The organism is Streptomyces sp. AC512_CC834 (genome assembly GCF_019049325.1).
In the GTDB taxonomy this organism is placed as follows: Bacteria; Actinomycetota; Actinomycetes; order Streptomycetales; family Streptomycetaceae; genus Streptomyces.
On sequence record NZ_JAGMUO010000008.1, the window covers coordinates 1 to 21145 of the forward strand.

General features: G+C 72.3%; 20 protein-coding genes. 9 read left to right on the top strand and 11 right to left on the bottom strand.

Features of this window, described 5'->3' with window-relative positions:
* Positions 1-263: 263 nt before the first annotated feature.
* On the bottom strand, positions 264-2183 hold the full coding sequence (locus KUM40_RS01195; RefSeq protein WP_217161931.1) for an NAD(P)-binding protein: 1920 nt from the start codon (positions 2181-2183) through the stop codon (positions 264-266).
* A gap of 233 nt (positions 2184-2416) precedes the next feature.
* On the opposite strand from KUM40_RS01195, the gene KUM40_RS01200 reads away from it, so the two are divergent.
* The gene (locus KUM40_RS01200) at positions 2417-2926 is read left to right on the top strand and encodes an NfeD family protein (protein WP_217161864.1); all 510 of its coding nucleotides are present in this window, start codon (positions 2417-2419) and stop codon (positions 2924-2926) included.
* A gap of 112 nt (positions 2927-3038) precedes the next feature.
* A complete protein-coding gene (locus KUM40_RS01205; protein ID WP_254394362.1) occupies positions 3039-4571 on the top strand; it encodes a flotillin family protein in 1533 nt (510 codons plus the stop codon).
* A 54-nt stretch (positions 4572-4625) separates the two neighbouring features.
* On the opposite strand, the gene KUM40_RS01210 is transcribed toward KUM40_RS01205, so the two are convergent.
* From KUM40_RS01210 to KUM40_RS01220, 3 genes are all read right to left on the bottom strand, one after another.
* A complete protein-coding gene (locus KUM40_RS01210; RefSeq protein WP_308401029.1) occupies positions 4626-5795 on the bottom strand; it encodes a helix-turn-helix domain-containing protein in 1170 nt (389 codons plus the stop codon).
* Between the two features lie 99 nt (positions 5796-5894).
* Entirely contained in the window at positions 5895-6818 is a 924-nt protein-coding gene (locus KUM40_RS01215) for an MOSC domain-containing protein (protein WP_217161935.1), read from the bottom strand.
* An 8-nt stretch (positions 6819-6826) separates the two neighbouring features.
* Positions 6827-7159: a zinc-ribbon domain-containing protein gene (locus tag KUM40_RS01220; RefSeq protein ID WP_217161866.1), complete on the bottom strand. Its 333-nt coding sequence runs from the start codon at positions 7157-7159 to the stop codon at positions 6827-6829.
* Positions 7160-7507: 348 nt separating this feature from the next.
* Here KUM40_RS01220 and KUM40_RS01225 point away from each other — a divergent pair, with 348 nt between their 5' ends.
* From KUM40_RS01225 to KUM40_RS01235, 3 genes are all read left to right on the top strand, one after another.
* On the top strand, positions 7508-7798 hold the full coding sequence (locus KUM40_RS01225; RefSeq protein ID WP_217161867.1) for a DUF3040 domain-containing protein: 291 nt from the start codon (positions 7508-7510) through the stop codon (positions 7796-7798).
* A 63-nt stretch (positions 7799-7861) separates the two neighbouring features.
* A complete protein-coding gene (locus KUM40_RS01230; protein ID WP_217161868.1) occupies positions 7862-9403 on the top strand; it encodes a potassium/proton antiporter in 1542 nt (513 codons plus the stop codon).
* A 457-nt stretch (positions 9404-9860) separates the two neighbouring features.
* Positions 9861-11129, top strand: coding sequence for a cation:proton antiporter (locus KUM40_RS01235; RefSeq protein WP_217161869.1), 1269 nt, complete (start codon positions 9861-9863; stop codon positions 11127-11129).
* A 47-nt stretch (positions 11130-11176) separates the two neighbouring features.
* On the opposite strand, the gene KUM40_RS01240 is transcribed toward KUM40_RS01235, so the two are convergent.
* A complete protein-coding gene (locus KUM40_RS01240) occupies positions 11177-11662 on the bottom strand; it encodes a TrkA C-terminal domain-containing protein (protein WP_217161871.1) in 486 nt (161 codons plus the stop codon).
* A 103-nt stretch (positions 11663-11765) separates the two neighbouring features.
* Complete coding sequence (locus KUM40_RS01245; protein ID WP_217161873.1) at positions 11766-12302, bottom strand: helix-turn-helix domain-containing protein; 537 nt, start codon at positions 12300-12302, stop codon at positions 11766-11768.
* Between the two features lie 64 nt (positions 12303-12366).
* Between KUM40_RS01245 and KUM40_RS01250 the strand changes: the two genes are divergently transcribed.
* The 4 genes from KUM40_RS01250 to KUM40_RS01265 all read left to right on the top strand — a co-directional run bounded on the left by KUM40_RS01250 (position 12367) and on the right by KUM40_RS01265 (position 15717).
* The gene (locus KUM40_RS01250; protein ID WP_217161875.1) at positions 12367-13323 is read left to right on the top strand and encodes an alpha/beta hydrolase; all 957 of its coding nucleotides are present in this window, start codon (positions 12367-12369) and stop codon (positions 13321-13323) included.
* An 89-nt stretch (positions 13324-13412) separates the two neighbouring features.
* On the top strand, positions 13413-14330 hold the full coding sequence (locus KUM40_RS01255) for a CPBP family intramembrane glutamic endopeptidase (RefSeq protein WP_254394364.1): 918 nt from the start codon (positions 13413-13415) through the stop codon (positions 14328-14330).
* Positions 14331-14392: 62 nt separating this feature from the next.
* A complete protein-coding gene (locus KUM40_RS01260; protein WP_217161876.1) occupies positions 14393-14902 on the top strand; it encodes a glyoxalase/bleomycin resistance/extradiol dioxygenase family protein in 510 nt (169 codons plus the stop codon).
* A gap of 176 nt (positions 14903-15078) precedes the next feature.
* Entirely contained in the window at positions 15079-15717 is a 639-nt protein-coding gene (locus tag KUM40_RS01265) for a response regulator transcription factor (RefSeq protein WP_217161878.1), read from the top strand.
* Between the two features lie 56 nt (positions 15718-15773).
* On the opposite strand, the gene KUM40_RS01270 is transcribed toward KUM40_RS01265, so the two are convergent.
* From KUM40_RS01270 to KUM40_RS01290, 5 genes are read right to left on the bottom strand one after another with little or no spacing between them, the layout of a single operon-like run.
* Positions 15774-16931 carry an LLM class flavin-dependent oxidoreductase gene (locus KUM40_RS01270; protein WP_217161880.1) on the bottom strand — a complete coding sequence of 386 codons (1158 nt, stop codon included), beginning with the start codon at positions 16929-16931 and terminating at the stop codon, positions 15774-15776.
* 23 nt (positions 16932-16954) lie between these two features.
* Positions 16955-17845, bottom strand: a complete 891-nt coding sequence (locus tag KUM40_RS01275) for a type II CAAX prenyl endopeptidase Rce1 family protein (protein WP_217161882.1) — start codon at positions 17843-17845, stop codon at positions 16955-16957.
* Positions 17842-18705, bottom strand: a complete 864-nt coding sequence (locus tag KUM40_RS01280; RefSeq protein WP_217161883.1) for a CPBP family intramembrane glutamic endopeptidase — start codon at positions 18703-18705, stop codon at positions 17842-17844. Before KUM40_RS01280 ends, KUM40_RS01275 begins: the two co-directional genes overlap by 4 nt.
* Entirely contained in the window at positions 18683-20050 is a 1368-nt protein-coding gene (locus KUM40_RS01285) for a YcaO-like family protein (RefSeq protein ID WP_217161885.1), read from the bottom strand. The genes KUM40_RS01280 and KUM40_RS01285 overlap by 23 nt, the downstream gene beginning before the upstream one ends.
* Positions 20043-21122: a TOMM precursor leader peptide-binding protein gene (locus tag KUM40_RS01290; RefSeq protein WP_217161888.1), complete on the bottom strand. Its 1080-nt coding sequence runs from the start codon at positions 21120-21122 to the stop codon at positions 20043-20045. The genes KUM40_RS01285 and KUM40_RS01290 overlap by 8 nt, the downstream gene beginning before the upstream one ends.
* Between the last annotated feature and the right edge of the window lie 23 nt (positions 21123-21145).

A 21145-nucleotide genomic window follows, 5' to 3' on the forward strand; every position in this document is an offset into this window, starting at 1 on the left:
TTCCTCGACAGCTCCACTCCACAACCGGAGGCCTTCGCCGTCCTACAGATTCAGACCGTGTCGTCGCACAAACTCGACCAACCTGGCTGGGCAGTACAACTAGCCCCACGACCGCCCGAGCCGGTCTCCGGCGGGCCCCGCGACCGCCCGAGCCGGTCTTCGGCCAGCTCCTTGGCCGACCGAGCCGGTCTTCGGGGTGGCTTCTTGGCCGACCGAGTCGGGTGGTGGGTGGGCATAGGGCGGGGGTCCAGGGGGCGGAGCCCCTACACGTCCGTCCGCTGCCTCGCCCGCCGCCCCAGCAACTCCGCCAACCCTCGCCGCGTCGCCGCCAGCACCACCCGATCCGAGCCCCGCAGGACATACGTGTCGGGCAGTTCCCACACCAACCGGGACTCCCGCGCCCCCTCCGAGTCACCACCACCCGCCCGCTCACCGTCCCAGACCTCGAGCGCCAGCACCCGCCACGCCCCCGCCCGGAACGCCTCCCCGACCGTCCTCCCCTCGAGCTGCGGATGCCCCGCCACCTCCACCGCCGCGAACAGCAGCACCCGCCGCTCGACGGGGATCGCCCCGAGGATCTGGCGGCCCATCATCGCCCCGGCGAACGAGGGCGCCGCCAGGTGCGTCACACTGCGGCTGCGGGTCAGCGCGCGCGGGTGTGCGGCGCGCAGGGTGCGGTACACGGCGGTCGCGAAGTCGTCGTCGTACAGGCGCAGTACGACCCGCATCCGCGACCGTACCGACCGGGCGTACAGCACCGCCTCCAGATTGGTCGTGTCCACGCTGGTCAGGGCGAGCAGCGAGTGCGCGCGGTGGATCTTGGCGGCCTCCAGGACGCCCTCCTGGGTGACGTCCCCGAGTATCACCGGCACGCGCAGCCGATGAGCGGTCGCCATGCCGCGCGCCTCGGGGTCGGCCTCGACGCACACCACGGGGATGTCCATCTCCCGCAGCCGGGTCAGTACACGCGTGCCGATCTTGCCGAGACCGAGCAGGACGACATGCCCGCTGAGCCCGCGCGGCGGCTTCCGCAGGGTCGAGGCGCTGCGGAAGGTCCCGAGGGCCTCCAGTACGGCCGCCAGCAGTACCGGCAGCAGCAGCAACCCGACGAACCCGGAGAGGAGTTGAAGGATCTGACGGCCGATGTCGGCCTTGTGCGCGGGCTCGTTGATGGAGAAGAGATCGAGCAGCGTCACGTACGTGGCGTGCAGCGGATGGTCGCCGGTGACCACCATCAGCGCCACCGCGAGCGCGACCACGCACGCCGCCAGACCGGCCAGCGACCACCGCAGCCGCCGCGAGAACAGTTCGCCGAAGTCGGGTACGCCGGCCCGTCCGGCGGGCAGCGAAGGACCGGAGTACGACACGTGCTCCAGGGCGACGGTGCCGCGCCCGGTGGCGGCCTCCACCGCCGCCGCGTCGGGCAGCAGTTGCGGCCCCTGCTCGCCGCTCTCCTCCGAACCGTCCGCGCCGGCCGGGTCGTTGCTGGTCGCGGAGAGCAGTGCGAGGGTGCACAGCCCGGGGTCGGCCACCTCCCCGGGGCGGGGCGGGTCCCGTTCGACCGCGCGCAGCAGCAGACCGTCCGCCTCGACGATCTTGTTGGTGCCGACGAGCGCGGTGGCCGCCAGCGCGGGCGCGGCGGTGTCGGCGTCGGACAGCACGGTCGTCGACCCCTCGATCCCGTGGGTCCCCCCGGTCCCGTCGGTTCCCCCGGTCCCGTCGGTCCTGGAGCCCGGGCCGCCGCCGGTCGCCAAGGCGGCACTCTGGTCGAGGAGTTCCTCGATGTGCTGGCCCAGGCGCCGGTTGTACAGGCGCAGGACCAGCCGCAGACGGGGATTGAGCCGGCGGGCGGTCAGGGCGGCGCGGATGTTGGTCTCGTCGTCGTCGTACACGAGGGCCAGCGCGGTGGCCCGCTCGACGCCGGAGTCCGCGAGCACGTCCTCGGTCGGCTCGGTGGCCTCCAGTTCACGGACGACGTCGGCCGGTTCACCGTTGCCCGTGCGGTTGACGGCCGCGTTGACCATGTCGAGGAGCGCCGCCGAGGCCGCGCGGGCCCGTCCGACCACCGGCTGAGGCACCCGGCGCCCGGAGGGCGGGACGACGAGTGTGACCTGTTCGCGGTAGACGCCGCGCAGTTCGGCGGCCAGGCGGTGCGCCAGCCCGTCGTCGCCGCACACCACCATGTGCGCGTACGCGTCACCCTGCGGAACCTGGTTCGGAACGCTCCCCGTATGAGTCCCCATTTGAGAAAGGACAGTACAGGCGGCGGCCGCGGTTCCCGAAGCGCCGAAAGAGATCGAGGACGGCATTAAAGACGCGTAAAGATTGCCGGAACACGGCAATGACGTGCTAGGGCGCCGCGTGTGACGATTCGTCTTACCGAAGCTCAGCGACGGGCGAGAGGGGGACGGCACGCATGACCTGGTTTCTCGGGCTGGGTATCACGGGGGTCGTGCTGCTCGCCCTGTCGCTGGTCTTCGACGGACTGCTGGAAGGCGTGTTCGACGGAGTGCTGGACGGCGTCCTGGAGGGGTGGCTGTCGCTGCCGGTCGTCGCCGGGTTCGTGGCGATGACCGGCTTCGGTGGCGCCATCGCCCTCGGCACCGGCTGGACCGGACCCGCGGGCGCCGCCGGGGTCGGCGCGGTCGCCGGGGTGGGGGCCGGCTGGCTGACGTACCGCTTCAGCCGTGCGCTGATGCGCGATCAGACCGCCGTCACGCCCAGCACGAACGACCTGCTCGGCACGTCCGGAAAGGTCGTGACCGCCATCCCGGCGGGCGGCTACGGCGAGGTGCTGCTCCGGCTCGCCGGCCAGCCGCTGAAGTGTGCGGCGCGCAGCGCGGAGCCGGTGGCGCGGGGCGCCGAGGTGTGGGTCGAGGCGGTGCCGACGGGAACGTCGGTCGTGGTCCGCCCGGTGGACCGCTGAGCTTTCTCCCTGTCGTTTCGCTACTTGTTCCAGCTACTTGTTCTTTCTTTCTTCTTTTCCGCTCTGCTTGTTCTCTCTGTTTGTTCTCTCTGTGTGATTCGGGGGCGTTGTCATGAGTCCTGTCGTCATCGCGGTGCTGGGAGTCGTCGTACTCCTGGTGCTGCTCGCTCTGGTGGTGGTCAGCCGCTACAAGGTGGCCGGTCCGAGCCAGGCCTTCATCGTCACCGGGCGGCGCGGCAAGAAGTCCACCGATCCGGATACGGGCCGTGTGATCACCGACAACAGCGGCCAGAAGGTCGTGGTCGGCGGCGGCGTGTTCGTCGTGCCGTTCGTGCAGCAGCGGTTCACGCTCGACCTCTCCTCGCGGCACATCCCGATCGCCGTGCGCGGCGCGGTCACGCTGCGCGGGGTGAAGGCCAACCTGGAAGGCGTCGCGATCGTCAAGGTCGGCGGCACGGAGGACGCGATCCGCGCGTCGGCCCAGCGGTTCTTGATGCAGCAGGACGGCATCGTGGGCTTCACCCAGGAAGTGCTGTCCGGCGCGCTGCGCGCGATCGTCGGCCGGATGTCCGTGGAGGACGTCATCCGGGACCGGGCCGCGTTCGCCGGCCAGGTCGCCGAGGAGGCGGAGGCGAGCCTGTCCGGGCAGGGCCTGGTGCTCGACGCCTTCCAGATCCAGGACATCACCACCGAGGGTTCCTACCTGGAGGACCTCGGCCGTCCCGAGGCGGCGCGCGCGAAGCAGGAGGCCGACATCGCGGAGGCGGTGGCCCGGCGGGCGGCCGAGCAGGCCCGGCTGAAGGCCGAGGAGGAGATCGCGGTCGCGCAGCGGACCCTTTACCTGAAGCAGGCCGAGATCAAGGCCGAGACCGACCAGGCCGCGGCCCGCGCCAACGCCTCCGGCCCCCTCGCGGAGGCGGCCCGGCAGCAGGACATCCTCGCCGAGCAGGAGAAGGTCGCCGAGCGGCAGGCCGCGCTGAAGGACCGCCAGCTCGACACCGAGGTGCGCAAGCCCGCCGACGCCCAGCGGTACGAGGCCGAGCAGGAGGCGGAGGCCCGCCGGGTGGCGCGGGTGAAGCAGGCGGAGGCCGAGCGGTCCGCCGAGATCGCCGCCGCCCAGGCCGAGGCCGAGCGGGCCCGGCTCACCGGTGAGGGCGAGAAACAGCGGCGTGGCGCGCTGGCCGAGGCTCACGCCATCGAGGGCCTCAAGCAGGGTGAGGCCGAGCGCTCCCGGCGTGCGGCGATCGCCGAGGCCGTACGGCTGGAGGGCGAGGCGGAGGCCGCCGCGATCGGTGCCAAGGGCGCGGCCGAGGCCGAGGCGATGCAGAAGAAGGCCGACGCCTTCGACCGGTACGGCGACGCCGCCGTGCTCCAGATGCTGGTCGAGGTGCTGCCGCAGGTGGTGGCCAAGGCGTCCGAGCCGCTGTCGGCCGTGGACAAGATGACGGTCATCTCGACGGACGGCGCGAGCCGGCTCTCCCGTACGGTCGCCGACAACGTGGCGCAGGGCATGGAACTGCTCAACTCGACCACGGGTGTGGACCTGGCGTCCCTGCTGAAGGGCATCACGGCCAAGGACGACTCCACCGAGTCGGCCGAAGCCGTCCCGGACCAGCGCAACGGCAAGGTGGAGATCACGGGCTGACCCGTGCAGATCACGGGCCGGCTCCACCGGTGACCCGCTTGCCGGGTGGCTCGCTCAGATCTCCTGGGCGGGCCACCTGAGCAGCCTGGCCCCGATGACCGCGGTCTGCAGCGTGTAGCGGTGCACCGGATCGGAGGCGTCGGCCCCGGTCAGTTGGTGGATGCGGTCCAGCCGGTAGGTGAGCGCCCGCACGCTGAGCGTGAGCCGCCGGGCGGCCTCGGCGGCGGTGCAGCCGGCGTCGAAGTACACCTCCAGGGTCCGCAGCAGCGGCTCGGCACCGCCGCGGGCCTCGCGCAGCGGACCCAGCACGCTCAGCACCAGGTCGGCCATCGCCTGCCGGTCCCGGGTGAGGACCGGGTAGACCAGCAGGTCGGCGGCGCGCACCACGGGCTCGTCCAGCTCCAGCCGTTCGGCGAGTTCGAGGGTGCTGAGCGCCTCCTCGTAGCTGTGCACCACGCCGCCCGCGCCGGACTGGGGGCGCCCGATGGCCACCCTGCCGCCCCCGGTGGCGGCGTACGCCTGCTTGGCGAAGACGGCGAGGACGTCGTCCTGGTCGCCGGGCGCGATACAGATCAACTGCCCGTTCTTGGTGGTGATCAGGATGCGCCGGTCGCCGAAGCGGGAGATGAGGGCGGTCTCCACGATCCGGGTGACCGGCGCGGTGTCGTCGTACGCCTCGGGCCCCTCGGCCACCGCGACGGCGTGGCCGCGGGAGAGGACCAGTCCGAAGCGCTCGGCCCGTTCGGCGAGCCGGCCCAGGTCGCTGCGCCCGTAGAGCAGGTCGTCGATGAACTCCCTTCGCGCGGCCTCCTCCTGGCGTACGGCGAGACGCTGCGCGCGTTCGTATCCCTCGGCGAAGGCGTCGACGGCCTGCGCGACGGCGGCGAGCACGCTGTCCGCGTCGCTCGGGCCGAAACCCGAACCCGGGCCGGAGCTTGAACCCGAGCCCGAGCCCGAGCCGGAGCCGGAGCCGGAGCCGGATACCGCGGCACCGCCGGGCCAGGACGTGCGCGTGGCGTCCAGATGCAGCCGTACGAGGCTGCGCAGACTGTGCCCCGCCTCGGCGGCCCGCTCGCCGAAGAGCCGCCGTTCCTCCAGCTCGTCACGGGTCAGCCGGCGCCCCGTCCCGGCGACCCCCGCCAAGATCTCGGCGTATCCGGTCAGATACGTCTCCTGCTGGTCCGTCGGCTGGTCCGTGTGCAGGTCCGTGTGTAGGTCCGTCACCCCGTGCCTCCCCTGCCGTTCACGCCCCGTGCGGTGTCCGGCAACGTGAGGGTAGTCAACGCTGCCGGAAACCGGCAACGCGGAAGGAGGAGTCAGCCGCTATCCTCCCCGGCTCTCCTCCCTGGCCCTCGACGGACCCGGCGGCACTGGCGGCACTGGCGGAACCGGCGGCAACTCGGACTCTCCCCACCGCCCGACGCTCACGCCGTCCCCGACGCGGATCGGGCCGGGCCGCAGCACGGAGAACTTCGCCCCGAACGCGATGCCTCCCTGGGCGGCCCGGCGGTAGTCGGCGAGGGTGCGCAGCGGTTCAGGGCCCGCCCGTGTGCCGGACGACTGCTCGACCATGGTCACGGCACAGCGGACGGCGAGCTTCGCGTAGCCCAGTTCGGCCGCTCCGAGGACGAGGTGATGGGCGCGGTCCTCGGTGTGGGGCGCGTCCCAGCCGTCGACGACGATGTTCGGGCGGAAGCGGTTCGCCGGCAGCGGGGTCTCGCCGCGCCCGGCCAGCCTGCGCCCCAGTTCGTCCAGGGTGGCGCGGGAGAGGAGGTGGACGGCGCTGCTGTCGGCGTAGCCGGAGGTGCCCGGCGTCCTGCCGTCCGTCACCCGTTCGTGTTCCGGCGGCACGCGGACCAGCCTGCTGGGCGCGCCGAGAAAGTCCGACAGCCACTCGGCCACCGCGTCGCCCTGGTCGATCCCGCGGTACGCCGTCCCGAACAGGTCGACGGTCCGCCGCGCCCCGGTCGTGTCGACCTCGACGTCGATCCGGCTGTCGCCCTCGTGGGTACGGGTACGGGTACGGGTGCGGGCGTGCAGGGTGAGCAGCCCGCCGTCGGCACGGACCTCCGGCCGGATCACGGCCAGCCGCGGATCGCGCCGCTGGGTACGGAAGACGCCCTGGTCGCTGACGACCATGAAGCTGCGGTCGTGCGCGAGACCTGCGGGCGTCAGCATCGCCTCGCGCACCTGGACACCGGCGCACCCCTTGACGGGGTAGTACGTCAGCTCGACGACGCGGGCCATCGCCCGCGTCACGGCCGCTGGTGCGGCGGCTGCTGCTGCGACTGCCCGTACGCCTGGCCTCCGGGCCCGCCGGGTCCGCCAAGGCCCCCCTGTCCGCCCTGTCCGCCGGCGTTCTGAGACTGGAGCTGCTCCGCCTGTTCCTTGGTCACCTGCTGCTCGGCGCCGCAAAAGGTGCACTGCGTCGCGTACTTAGTGGAGAACGGGAACAGCGGTACGAAGAACAGCGTGAACTTCGTGACGCGCTTCCTGAGTGTGTGCGCGGAGGGGTTGCCGCACTGGCCGCACACCAGCGTCAGTATCGCGAGCTGGTAGAGGTATCCCTTGGTGCCGAAGATGATCACGAGCTGGGTCCTTCCCGGTCGGCCCCCGCGAGCATCGCGGGACATGCGGATCTTCTCCCAGATTGCGCCGGGAAGGGCCCCGGATGCCACTGGCGGCCCTACAGGTCCGTACAGGTCCGTCTCCGCCGCATTTGGGCTCTGCCCCGGATGGCGGGCCGGTGCCGGTGAAGGAGAGGCTGGAGGCACGCCCCCTTCCTTCCTTTCCTGCCCTTCCTGCCTTTCCTGCGGATCAGACGTCTCCGCGCCACACCCGGCCCTCCCGGGCCACCTGACCACCTACGGAGAGCACATGGCCCGCCCCACTGACCGCGTCGCCCGCCCAGGGCCCCGCGTCGGGAGGAGGACACCATGCCCGTACCCGATGACCACAGGCTCGGCGAGATCGAGTCCCGGCTGCACCACGAGGATCCCCGGTTCGCCCGGGCCTTCGCCGACGGCCGTCCCCGCCGGCCACGCGAGTACCGCTACCGCCGCGCCTGGCTGCTGCTCGCCGCCGCGCTGGGCGCGCTGGCCACCGGCATGTTCCTGGCCCACGGGCTGCTCATCGCCGCCGGGCTGGTCTTCGCCGGCGTGGCCGGTGAGCTGTTCGACCCGCACCGACGCGAGCGCCGGACCCGATGGCCGCCATCCGGGACCTGACCGGCGGCGTACCGGCCACGCCGGCCGCCGTCCGGTCGCCGCGAACGGCACGGAGCCCGGTCGATGACCCTGGCCGAGCTGTACGTGGTGCTGCTGATCGGCGGCACGGTGCTGCTGGCCAGCATCGCCGCCGCCCGCGCCGCCCACCGCATCGGCCTGCCCAGCCTGCTGCTGTTCCTGTGCGTCGGCCTGGTCGCGGGCGAGGACGGGCTGGGGCTGCGGTTCGACGACGCCCAGTTGGCCCAGGCGCTGGGCGCCGCCGCCCTCGCGCTCATCCTCGTCGAGGGCGGTCTGACCACCCGGTGGAGTGACGTCCGGCGCCTGCTCGCCCCGGCCGGTGTGCTGGCCACCGTCGGCGTGGCGATCTCCGTCGTGTTGACCGCGGCGGGCGCGCACTGGCTGCTGGGCATCGAGTGGCGGCTGGCCCTGCTGATCGGCGCCATCGTCTCCTCCACCGACGCCGCCGCCGTCTTCGCCGTACTGCGCGCCCTGCCGCTGCCGCGGAGGGTGAGCGTGCTGGTGGAGGCCGAGTCCGGCTTCAACGACGCGCCGACCATCATCCTGGTCCTGATCTTCTCCACCACCGCCGACCTGCCCGGACCCGTACCCGTCGTGGGCAACCTGCTCTACCAGCTCGTGGTCGGCGGCGTGCTCGGGGTGCTGATCGGCCGCCTGGGCGTCGCGGCGCTGCGGCACATCGCGCTGCCCGCCACCGGTCTGTACCCGCTGGCCACGGTCGGGTTCGGCGTCATCGCCTTCGCCGCCGCCGGAGCGCTCAACGCCAGCGGCATCATCGCCGCCTACCTCTCCGGCCTCGTCCTCGGCAACGCGAAGCTGCCCCACCGCGGGGCCACCCGCTCCTTCGCCGAGGGCGTCGGATGGCTGGCCCAGATCGGCCTGTTCGTCATGCTCGGCCTGCTCGTCGACCCGAGCGAACTGCCCTCCGCGATCCTCCCGGCCCTCGGCGTCGGCCTGGTCCTGCTGCTGGTCGCCCGCCCCGTCTCGGTCCTGCTCTGCCTGCTGCCCTTCCGCGTGCCCTGGCGCGAGCAGGTGTTCATCTCCTGGGCCGGACTGCGCGGCGCGGTCCCCATCGTGCTGACCACGTTCCCGGTCGTGGCCGGGGTGACCGGTGCGCGCGACGCCCTGAACATCGTGTTCGTCCTCGTCGTCCTGTTCACCCTCCTCCAGGGGCCGACGCTGCCCGCCGTCGCCCGGTGGACGGGCGTGACCCGCCCCGACGCGCTGCGCGAGATCCAGGTCGAGACCGCGCCGCTCGACCTCCTGGACGCCGACCTGCTCACCGTGTCCGTCCCGCCGGGCTCCCGCCTGCACGGCGTCGCCGTCTTCGAACTCCGGCTGCCGCACCCGACGGTCGTCACCCTGGTCATCCGCGACGGGGCCAGCCTCGTACCGGACCGCGACACCGTGCTGCGCGCCGGTGACGAACTGCTGCTCGTCACCACACCCGGGGTCCGGGAGGCGGCGGAACGGCGGCTGCGCGCCATCGGCCGACGCGGCAAACTGGCCCGCTGGCTGGGCGAGAGCGGAGCCCCCGAGTCGGGGCCGTTGCTCCCCGTACAGCACGAAAAGCATCACAATGCGTAATAAGTGATGCGGTAAACTTCTTTACCGAGCCGTGATGCTTCGTTGAGCGGGCGCGTGCTCAATTTACGCAGACCGTGCGGTGGTTGGAAGAGACGGGGGGACGCGAGATGCACCGAGCTGCCCCGACCGCCCCGACTGTACGGAACGTACGAACCGCCCGGACCGGCCGAACCGCACGCACCGTACGGATCGACAACACCGCCCGCGACAGCGTGCCCGACGCCTGGCGCCCGACGCTTCCGACGCCCGCGTAGCTCCGGGCAGTCGTGCCTCCTCCAGTGCCTGAGGCCCTGAGGCCCTGAGGCCCTGAGGCCTGAAGCCTGAACCGCCTGGGAGGTACACGCGCCATCCGGCCCCGGCCGCACTCGCACGCCCCGCCACTTCGCCACTCCGCCACGCCCTCGGCCGAGAAGGGCACTGACGCCGTCACCGAACCACACCCGGAGGACAGACGCCCGTGCACAACACGACCGCCATGCTCATCGAACTGGGAGCGATCATCCTCGCCCTGGGGCTCCTGGGCCGCCTCGCGGGCCGGGTGGGCTTCTCGCCCATACCCCTCTACCTGCTGGCCGGGCTCGCCTTCGGCCACGGCGGCATCCTGCCCCTGCAGGCCAGCGAGGAGTTCACCGCCACCGGCGCGGAGATCGGCGTCATCCTGCTGCTGCTCCTGCTCGGCCTGGAGTACAGCGCCTCCGAACTGGTCACCAACCTCAAGACCCAATACCCCTCCGGCGCGGTCGACTTCGTCCTCAACGCCGTCCCCGGCGCCGTCGCCGCACTGATCATGGGCTGGGGTGCGGTGGCCGCCGTGGCGCTCGCCGGCGTCACCTGGATCTCCTCCTCCGGGGTGATCGCCAAGGTCCTCGGCGACCTGGGCAGGCTCGGCAACCGCGAGACCCCCGTCGTGCTCGGCGTCCTCGTCATCGAGGACCTCGCCATGGCCGTCTACCTGCCGATCCTCACGGCCCTGCTCGCCGGCGTCAGCCTGGCCGGGGGCGCCGTCACCCTGCTGATCTCCCTGGGCACCGTCGGCGTCGTCCTCTACGTGGCGCTCCGGCACGGTCGGCTGATCAGCCGCGCGGTCTCCTCGGACAGCTCGGAGATGCTCCTGCTGGTGGTCCTCGGGCTCACCCTCCTGGTGGCGGGCCTCGCCCAGGAACTCCAGGTCTCCGCGGCGGTCGGCGCGTTCCTCGTCGGCATCGCCCTGTCCGGCGAGGTCGCCGAGGGTGCCAGCAGCCTTCTGACCCCGCTGCGCGACCTGTTCGCCGCCGTCTTCTTCGTCTTCTTCGGCCTGTCCACCGACCCCGCCGACATCCCGCCCGTCCTCGTCCCCGCCCTGCTCCTCGCCGTCGTCACCGCGCTCACCAAGGTCGCCACCGGCTGGTACGCCGCCCACCGCGCCGGAATCCAGGGCGCGGGGCGTTGGCGGGCGGGCGGCACGCTGGTCGCCCGGGGGGAGTTCTCGATCGTCATCGCGGGACTCGCGGTGGGCGTCGAGCCCCGCATGGGCCCGCTGGCGACGGCGTACGTCCTGATCCTGGTCGTCGTCGGCCCCCTCGCGACCCGCTTCACCGAGCCCCTCGCCCGCCGCGTCACTCGCCGCATCGCCCGCCGCCCCGGCACGCCGTCCCCGGCGGAGACGCCCACCGAACCGGAGCAGGCGGCCACGGAGTCGACGGCACCGGAGCCCACGGCCCCGGGTTCGTCGCACGCCAACGCGTGAGAACGCACGCCAACGCGTGAGAACGCGTGAGGGCGCCGCGCCCGGGTTCACTCCCGTCCGAGGATCTCCGCCGCCGCGTCGACGCCTTCCCGCGTGCCGATCACGATCAGGGTGTCGCCACCGGCCAGCCGGAAGTCCGGCCCCGGGGACGGCAGCGCCTCGGTCCGCCGCAGCACCGCGACGATGGACACGCCGGTCTCGGAACGGGTGCAGGTGTCGCCCAGCAGACGCCCGTTCCAGTGCGAGACTGCCGACAGGCCGATCCGCTCGGCGACCAGCCCCAGTTCGGTCGTCGACAGCAGGCTCGGACTGTGATGGGCGGGCCTGAGCGCGTCCACGATCACCGCCGCCTCGTCCGCGTCCAGCCGCACCGCCAGCGCGCGGTCGTCCGGATCGTTCTTGCGATACGCGCTCAGCGTCCGCGCCCCGCCCGGCTCCGCCACGACCGACAGCCGGCGCCGCTCGCGGGTGACCAGGTCGTAGCGCACCCCGATCCCCGGCAACGGCGTCCTACTCGTACGCGCAGCCCCCACGGCCGCCTCCCTGTCTGCCCCGCACTGACATCCGGCAACCCGGGACACCCTAGAGTGCCGCCGCCGAATCCGCTCCAGGGGGTGTGAGAGCGACGGGCATCCCTCACCCCCCGCCCTCCTTGTCGGGCACGACGACGAGGCTGACGAGGTGGCGGACGCGGCCGTCGTCGGGACTGTGCCCGGTGTGACGGGCGACCACGGCCTCCAGTTCCTCCACCAGCTCGGTGAACTCCTCGTCGGTCAGCCAGACCGCGCCCTGCCGGTAGAGGACGCCTTCGCGGACGGGCTCGGTGTCGTCGCGGGAGAGGTAGCGGTCGAAGTCGGCCATGAGGGCGCCGGTGAAGACGGTGAAGGCCTGCCGGTGGTCGTCCTTGGTCATCGCGGCGCGGGCGTCCTCGTCGACGAGCGCCTCGTCCTGACGGACCCGGTAGCTGCGCTCGACGGTGCCGCGTACGCGCCTTTCCTGGCTCACCTCCAGGACACCGGCCTCGGTGAGGGTGGCCACGTGCCGGTACATGGATGCGGGCGAGACGTCGGGGAGCCGTTCGCGCAGTTGGGCGGTGGTCAGTTCACCGGCGCCGACCAGGGTCTGCAGGATGCGCATGCGGACCGGGTGCAGAAGGAGATTCGAGGTAGCCATGAGTCCAATGGTCTCACATCTGATAACGTTCTCGTAGTTGAGAGCGATCGAGAGAGGCGGAGCCTTGCCCGAAACCGACCTGACGGTCATCGCGGACGATGGAACCGGCCTGGCCGGCACCCTGACCCTGCCGACCGGCCCCGGGCCGCATCCCGCCGTCCTCCTGCTGCACGGTTCGGGCCCTCTGGACCGTGAGGGCAACGCGCCCAAGCTGCCCGTGAACCTCGGCCGCCCGCTGGCCGACGTCCTGGCGGAGGCGGGGATCGCCACGCTGCGCTACGACCGGCGCGGTGCGGGTGCCACTCCCGGCGTCTGGCGGGAGAGCGGCTTCACCGACAACTGCCGGGACGCGGCCGCCGCCCTGCGGACCCTGAGCGCCCACGCAGCCGTACGCGCCGAATCCGTCGCCGTCGTCGGGCACAGCGAGGGCGCCCTGCACGCGATGACCCTCGCCGCCCGGCACGACGTGCGGGCGGTGGTGCTGCTGGCCGGGTTCGCCCGCCCGGGCGAGGAGGCGTTCCGATGGCAGGCCGGCTCGGTCCTCCAGGGCATGCCCGCCCCCGTACGGCTGCTGCGCCGCCCGCTGGGAGCACTGGGCGAGCGGGTCCTGGCCCGCGTCGAGCGAACCCGTACCGACGTCGCGCGCATCGCCGGAATCCCGGTCAACGCCCGCTGGATGCGCGAGATGCTGGTCCACGACACCCGGGACGACCTCGCCGCCATCCCGGTCCCGGTCCCCGTCCTGGCCGTCACCGGCGACAAGGACGTCCAGGTCGACCCCGCCGACCTTGCCGAGATCCGGCGCCTGGTCCCCGGCGGGGACACCGAGACCCACCGCGTCCCCGGTCTGACCCACATTCTGCGCCGCGACGGGGGGCGCCCCACGCTCCGCTCGTACCGCCGCCTCCTGCGCGAGCCGGTCGACCCGGCCCTGCTCGCCCTCGTCGCCACGTGGCTCACGGCCCGCATGCACGCGAACGCGAGCGGCCCTCTGGGCGAACGGCGAACAACCCACCCCTGACCTCCCTGACCGCCCAGACCCCGACCCACCTCACGTCACGCAAGGCACACGAGGTCACCCCCACACCCGAACACACCCGAAGGTTTGGCATGCCCACTTCACGAAGCGCAACCACCCCCACCACCGCCGGCCCCCACTGCCACTCCCACTACCGCGCCGACCTGACCCTCTTCATGGTCATCGCCTTCGCCGTGAGCTGGCTCGCCTGGGGCGTGGCGATCGCGCTCGGCGGCACGGAGACGAACGAGGCCGCCAACGCCCCTTTCATGCTCGGCGCCTTCGGCCCGCTGATAGGCGCCCTGGTCATCCGCGTCCGCCGCCGCAGGCGACGCGAGCCCGTCCCCGAGTACGTGGTCCCGTTCCGCCCGTTCCGCGCGGCACTCCTGCTCCGGGCGGCACTGCTCCTGGTGCTGGGCTCGGCGACCGTGCTGGTGGCCGCCCTGCTGGCGAGTCGGGCAGGCGGCCCCGAGCTGAGCCTGGACGTGGCGAAGGACGCCATCGAGGACTTCGGCGGCCCCGCGGCGTTCTTCGTCGGCATGCTGGTCAGCGGCCCGCTGTCCGAGGAGCCCGGCTGGCGCGGCACCGCCTACCCGAGGCTCCGCGCGAAGATGGGCACCTTCCAGGTCTGCCTGGTCCTGGGCGTCACCTGGGCCGTCTGGCACCTCCCGCTGTTCTTCATCGACGGAACCGTGCAGCACGACCTCGGCCTCGCCACCCCGAGCGGTGTGCTGTTCGTCGCGAGCAACATCCCGATGGCCATGCTGGTCACCGCCGCCTACGAGCGCGCCGGCATCGTCGCCTCGATCGCGGTGCACTTCGCCGTCAACGCGACGATGATCCTGCTGGCCGTGGAGGAGCCGAAGGTCCAGGCCATGATCCTCGGCGTCCAGCTCATCACGGTGACGGTCCTCCTCCTGTCCCGCCGCGCCACCCCCACCCCGTCTGACGACCGAGACGGCGATGATCGCGGGGCGGGTCCGAAGACGCTTGACCTGAACCAAGCTTGAGCTTCTAGCTTCGTTGCAGAGCCGCCGGCACCGGCCGGCGGTTGTTGCTGAGGAGATCCGTCATGGACGAGCGCACCACGGACGCCATCGAGATCCCGGACCGCTACCGCTACGCGGTGATCCCGCACATCATGGTGGACGACGCGGCGGCGGCGATCGACTTCTACCAGCGGGCGTTCGGCGCCCGCGAGGACGTCCGGATCGACGCGCCGGGCGGCGGCGGGGTCATGCACGCCGAGATCACCGTCGGACGGTCGGTACTGATGCTGGGCGACGCCGGCGCGGCAGAGGCAGACACAGACGCAGAGGCAGGGCCCAGCTCCTTCACCGCGCCGAGTTCGCTCGGTGGAGGCACGTCCGTCATGCTGCACGTTTTCGTCCCGGACGTCGACAGCCTGGCGAAGCGCGCGCAGGCGGCAGGCGCCGAGATCCTCCAGCCGCCGACCGACATGTTCCACGGCGACCGCACCGTCATCCTCAAGGACCCCTCGGGCCACACATGGGTCTTCCTGACCCACCTCGAGGACGTCCCCGAGGACGAACTCAGGCGCCGCCTGGCCACCGCTGGGTGACGCGACCGGAACGCAGACCCGCGTCGGCTTCGACCGACGTGTGAACACGGGAGCTCGACAGGCAGGCTCGTGGGGCGGGAGTGGCGTGTTCCGTGTGGCTGAATTCGCCTGGCTGGGGCCGGAGCCGGGGCCGGGATCGTGGCAATCTGGGAAGGAGGAAACGGGGGAGACACGGGGTGGAGAACAGCGATGTGCTCAGAACCGTTCAGCAAGACATCACCGTCCTGGTGGCCGAGAGCGACGATCTCGACCGCCGGGCCTTTGTCCATCTCCTCCAGCACACGTCCGGCCTGCGCCTCCTGGGCGCGGCCACGACCATGAAGGACGCGGTGCAGGAGGCCGTACGACTGGGTCCGGACGTGGTGCTGGTGGACCTGGAGCGGACCGAGGACGCCCTCGGGACGGTGGCGGAGCTGCGCAGGCAGTGTCCGCGCGTCCACTGCGTCGTCCTCACCACGGCGGGAGACGTGGCGCAGTTGCGCAGGGCGGTGGCCGCGGGGACCAGCGGCTTCGTCACGAAGAGCGTGTCCGTCGCGGAACTGCGCGAGGTCATGCTGCGGGTGGTGGCCGGGGAGCGCGTCCTCGACCCGGAGCTGTCCGTGCAGGCACTGCTCGTCGAGCCATGTCCGCTGACCCTGCGCGAGGGCGACATCCTGCGGGTGTCCCGGGGCTGTACGACGGTGGCCGAGATCGCGGCCACCGTCTCGTTGACTCCGGGCACGGTACGCAACTACCTGTCGCGGGCCATCAGCAAGACCGGCGCGCGGAACCGCCATGAGGCGGCCGAGGAAGCCGGGCGGCGGGGCTGGATCTAGACGTCCTGTCGTAGCATTTCCGTCAGTCCCGCGGTGAACACAGGACCTGGCGAACCTCAGCGCCCTGGGCGGTCGGTCTCCCGTCCGGCCTCCTGTCCGGTTTCCTGTCCAGTCTCCCGTTCCGCCTCCCGTCCCTGCGAGACGGCGAGTTGCGGCAGTACGTCCGTGCAGAAGAGCTCCACGCTGGCGCGGGCCCGCGCGCCGTCGACCGCGCCGAAGTCGACCTGCCACAGGAAGCCGTCCACGCCGAGGACCTCCGCGATGGCCTGGACGCGGTCCGCCACCCGGTCCGGCCCGCCCACCACGGCGCCGCCGAGGGTGCGGAACGACTCGGGGGTCATCGCGCGGATCGCCCGGCTCATGCCGGTGTATCCGCGGTAGTCACTGCTGACCGTGGTGGTCCACGCGTCCGTCGACTCGGCCCAGACCCGCAGGTAGTGGGCCAGCAGCGGGTCCGCTGCCGCGTAGGCCGCACGGTCGTCGGCGCCGACGTACAGCGGAAGGCTCGCCAGCACGCGCCCCCGTGACGTGCGGTGTCCGCCGTGCGCGGTGTGCCCGCTGAGCTCGAAGCTCTCGCGGTAGACGGCGATGTGGTCCGCCATCTCCTCCAGCGGCGTGAGCGCCGGGGTCACCAGGAGGCCGTGGCCCTGCTCGCCCGCCCAGGCGAAACTCGAGCGGGACCGGACGGCCGCGATCCAGGTGGGCGGGTGCGGATCCTGCACCGGACGGGGCAGCGTCGTCGCCTCGGCGAATCGGAAGAACGGGGTGTCGGCGGTGACCTTCTCCTCGGTCCACAGACGGCGCACGGCGTCCACCGTCGCCACGAACCGTTCCCGGCTGCCGTCCATGGGCACCCCGAACGCCTCGAATTCGTAGGGGAGATAGGCCCGGGCGAACCCGACGTCGAGGCGACCGTCGCTGAGCGCGTCCACCATCGCCGTCTCGGAGGCGAGCGCGAGGGGATGGTGGAAGACCGGCAGGACGCAGCCGGTCATCAGGCGCACCCGCGTCGTCACCGCCGCGACGGCCGACAGGAAGGTGAGAGGGCTCGGGCAGTAGCCGCCGTACGTGCGCAGATAGTGCTCGGTGATCTTCACATGGCTGAGCCCGGCCTCGTCGGCGTACCGGCTGAGATCGAGGGCCGTGCGGAAGTACTCCGGCGCGGGCAGCGTGGAGTGTTCGGCATCGGGGAGAAACGACAGACCGTGTTCCATGGCGTAAGCGACCTCTTCTCGCTCTAGATGACGGCGAAGACGAAGAACACGACGTGCGCCACGACGAGTGGCGCCACGAAGGGAGTCGTCCAGAACACCAGGCCGTGCACGACCCCCATGACCACGCCGCCCACCACGGGGAACATCGCCCCCCGCCAGGACGACATGAAGAACGCCTGCATGAGGACGAACAGGACGATGGAGGTGGTGAGCGCCACGACCGGTCCCGCGTCGCGCAACCAGGTCAGGGCGACGCCGCGGAACACCAGTTCCTCGGAGGCGACCTGGACGCCCGTCAGGCCGAGGGCCGCCCACAGGGGCAGGACTTTGAGGGCGGTGAGATGGTGGCGGATCCAGCCGCCGCGCGAGCGTCCCAGCCAGGACCGCAGGGACTGCCCCTGGTCCTCGGAGTCCGCGGCCGGGCGGCGTGAACGGCGCCCCGGGCGGGGCGGGTCGAGCACGCGTACCGGGCCCGCCGGACCCACTGCGCCCGCCGCGCCCACCGCGCCCGCCGTCCCCCGGGCGGGTGGCCGCGTCCGTACGGGTGGCCGCGTCCGCGACCGGCGTGCCAGGCTCACCTCGATCAACGCCCGGCACAGCAGCGACCCGAGCGCCAGCTCCCCGATGCCCAGCAGGACGCCCAGCACGAGGAGGTCGGGCCTGGCGAGGCCGCTCACCAGCACTCCGGGCCCGATCCCCGTCACGGCGAGCAGCGCGACCACCACGACGACATGACTCGCGCCCGCCGCGGCCAGTTCGAAGACGTCCGCGCGCTGCGCGGTGCCCCAGTGGGACGGGCCGATCCGCGTCACTGCCGCGAGCCGGCGTGCACCGCGGAACAGGAGGGCCTTGCCGAACCAGTAGTAGACGACCACCACGGCGGCCAGCGTCAGTACGCGCAACGGTGTACTCACCGGGCCGCCCCCCACACCGGGGCGCCGGTCCGGGCCCGTCCGGCCGCGCTGGGGCGGGCCCGGTGGTAACGCCAGACCCATGTGTTGAACAGGGCATGGCCGACGACGGCGGGCAGCACCGTCCCGGTCAGGAGCACGGCGCCGGCGCACAGCCCGGCGAGCGGCAGCTTGGACAGCACCTGCCCCCAGCCGAAGAACACGTGGGACACGGCGAAGACGAGCTGCACCCCGAGCAGTGCCCCCACCACCGCGACCGCCGATCCGGCGCGCAGCGCGAGCGCCGTCAGGACGCCCCGGTACACGAGCTCCTCTGCCACCGCGACCGCGAGCAGCAGTGGCAGACGCACGCGCAGATCGGCGGAGGTCGGTGCGAAGTTGTTGCGGGCCTCGATCAGCCCGGTGCGCCGGGTGGCCGAAGCCGACACGGCGACCCCGGCCGGCCTCGCCTGCCCGGAACGCAGCGTCACCGACCGTTCGTCGCGTACCGCGTGCCCGGCCCGTCGCCCCCACCACCGGGTGAGCGACCGGTCGGCGCGGGTGGCCGCGTACGCCACGAGCGGGCCGAGCAGCAGACCCGCGAGCAGCCCGGCGGGGAGGGAGCCGAGTCCCGGCACCCAGCCACCGCCGACCGGGCGCAGCACCCCGACGCCGAGCAGGAGGCCGCCTCCCGAGAGGACGAGCACACAGACACCGGTGTGCAGGGCCAGCATCGGCACGCGGCGCAGTCCGGCCCAGCGCGTGTGGAGATGGGCGGCGACGGTCATCGAGGCCAGGCCGAGGACCACCACGGTCGCCGTGAGAAGGGGCCGCGTGTCGGCGGGGACGAGGTGGAGGGGCTCAGGGGAAGGGATGAGGGGCATGTCGCCGGAACCCTCCGTACGCCGCGAACCGGGGATGGGCCGCCGTCGGCGCACTGGGCAGCGGCAGGGTGAGCAGGTCGGGACTCCAGAAGCGCGCTACGACGAAGCCGAGTGCCGCCGCGTCGACGGTGGTCAGGTCCCCGGCGTACAGACGTTTGCCGGTGTGGTGGAAGGCCGAGACGAGACGGCGTACGGAGTGCGCGGCACCCAGGTTCTCGGCGTCCGGCGGGAGGTCGTCGGCACTGGCCTCCTCGCAGTCCCCGTAGCGTTCCTCGACGACCCGGGCGCCCTGCGGGGAAGCGGCCAGGACGACGTTGCTCTCCAGGTCGAAGATGGCCTCGTCACCGGAGTCGTCACCGGAGTCGGTGCCGGACGCGTGATCCTGCACGCTCGTCCACGTGGCGAGCGCGCGCACCCCCACGCCCTCCAGGAACGCCTTGTACATCGCGGCCTCCAGGCGGTCGTCGATGCCGAGGCCCACGGCGACCGCGGGCACTTGGCCGCCCGGCTCGCGCAGCAGGCAGGCGATGGTGAAGCCGGGCAGGTCGGCGCTGGGCAGCAGGTGGAACTCCGGCTGCCCGCCGAGGGGATGACAGTGCCGGGCCACCAGCCGCAGGAGCGCGGCGGAGCGTCGGCCCGGACGGATGCGCACGGATCGGGTGGCGCCGTACCAGTGGCCGACCGCCGCGTCGATCTGCGCCATCTCCTGAAGCGCGCCGAGCGCGGCCTTGTCCGGGTCGGTGTGCGCGGCCGTGCCGGTGGTGACGGCGGGCTGCACCCACGGCTCGCCCTCGGTGTCCCGCACCACGTAGCCGACGGTTGTGAGCTGCGCCGGCAGCCAGGTGGGCCGGCCGTCGCGCAGGCGGGTGAAGCGGCTCCAGCCGAACCGGTCGTCGGGTCCGGGGCGTTGGAACGGAAAGCCCGGACTCGCGAGCTGTTCCTCGGTGAAGGGGAGGTAGGAGCCGACGGGGAAGTGCGGCTCGTCGCCGAGCTCCGCCTCGGTGGCGACCCGGACGGGGTAGGCCCCGCTCACGGCCGCGACGTACCCGGCGTAGCGTTCCACCACCTCACCGAGGGTGCGGATGTGCGACTCGTGGGGGCGTACCCCGTACCCGCCGATGTGATAGCTGCCCAGCTTGGGACGGGGCTGGTCGCGCAGGACGTGAACGCCGGTGAGGTCGCCCCCCGAGACCAGCAGGCGCGGGCCGTACCGGGGCCGGGAGAGGAAGCCGAGCTGCGGCATGAGCCCGCAGAGCGGGGAGTGCATCCGGCGGCGCAGCCGGGCGGTCTGGGCGTCGGGCGGCTCGACCACGCGCAGTCCCGACGTGGTGCGCAGCTCAGGCATCGATCCACCGCCTGACGTCGAAGTAGACCTCCGTGCCGTCCCGTTCGGGCACGGTGCCGCACGACGGACAGCCCGGCAGCCTGAGCACCTCCGAGTAGACCATCTCCATCGACGGGAGATAGATCCCGAGCACCTTGCCGACCGTGCTGGTGGTGCCGGTGACCGCCATGTTCACGGCTTCGAGCGCGGCGTGCGAGGCGAGGAGCGACGACAGGACCCCGGCGCAGCCGTCCTCCGCGACCTGCCCCTCCGCGATGGCACCGGCACCGGCTCCGGCTCCGGTTCCTGCTGCGGCGAGCGCCTGCTTGTAGCGTTGATAGGCGGCGCCCTCACGGAGGTTCATGACCACGCGGGTCTCGAAGCAGGTGAAGCAGGCCGTACTGTCGGGCACGAACGTCGGGCCCACCAGCAGCAGTGGGCCGTCGACGGCCGCCTGGATCCAGGGAGTGTCCAGCGCCAGGGCGACGCGGTTGAGAACGGCCAGACGCAACGGGTGTACGGCATCGGCGACATGGACGAGCAGGCAGCCCCGCCAGTCCTCGAAGTTCTCCACGAACCGCTCGAAGGCAAGACCGTCCTCAAGGACGTCCAGCGGGCAGTCGTCCAGGAGAGCGACCAGCCGGTCCCCGTCCCCCTGGTCCGGTCCGCTCACCGTCAGTTGTTCGTGGACGCCGAGGAGCCGCGACACCTGGGCCGCGGCGGGCCCGCCGCCGAGGAGCTTCACGTTCTGGAAGGCGGCCCGCTCGACGCGTCCGCTCGCCATGCGGTCCAGGAACGCGTCGAGCGCCGTGGACGGACCGTGCTCCAGGACGGCGAGCTGATCCAGGTGATCGATGAGCGCCTCGAGTTCGGTGCGGGTGACCCCGGCCTCCTTGGCGAGCTGGGCCCGGTCCCGGGTGCCGTCGAGCCCCGTGACGAGCGTGCTGAGACGGCCCGCGCCGCTGTGGTCGACGAGCGTGATCGACTGTGGGCTCCACACCCCCGAACGCAGCTCGACCGTGTTCTGGTCGTGCGGGACCACTGAATAGACGGACTTGATGCGCACGGTGCGGCTGGTGCGTCTCGTGGACACGGACGTCTCCTCTCGTTCGGCTC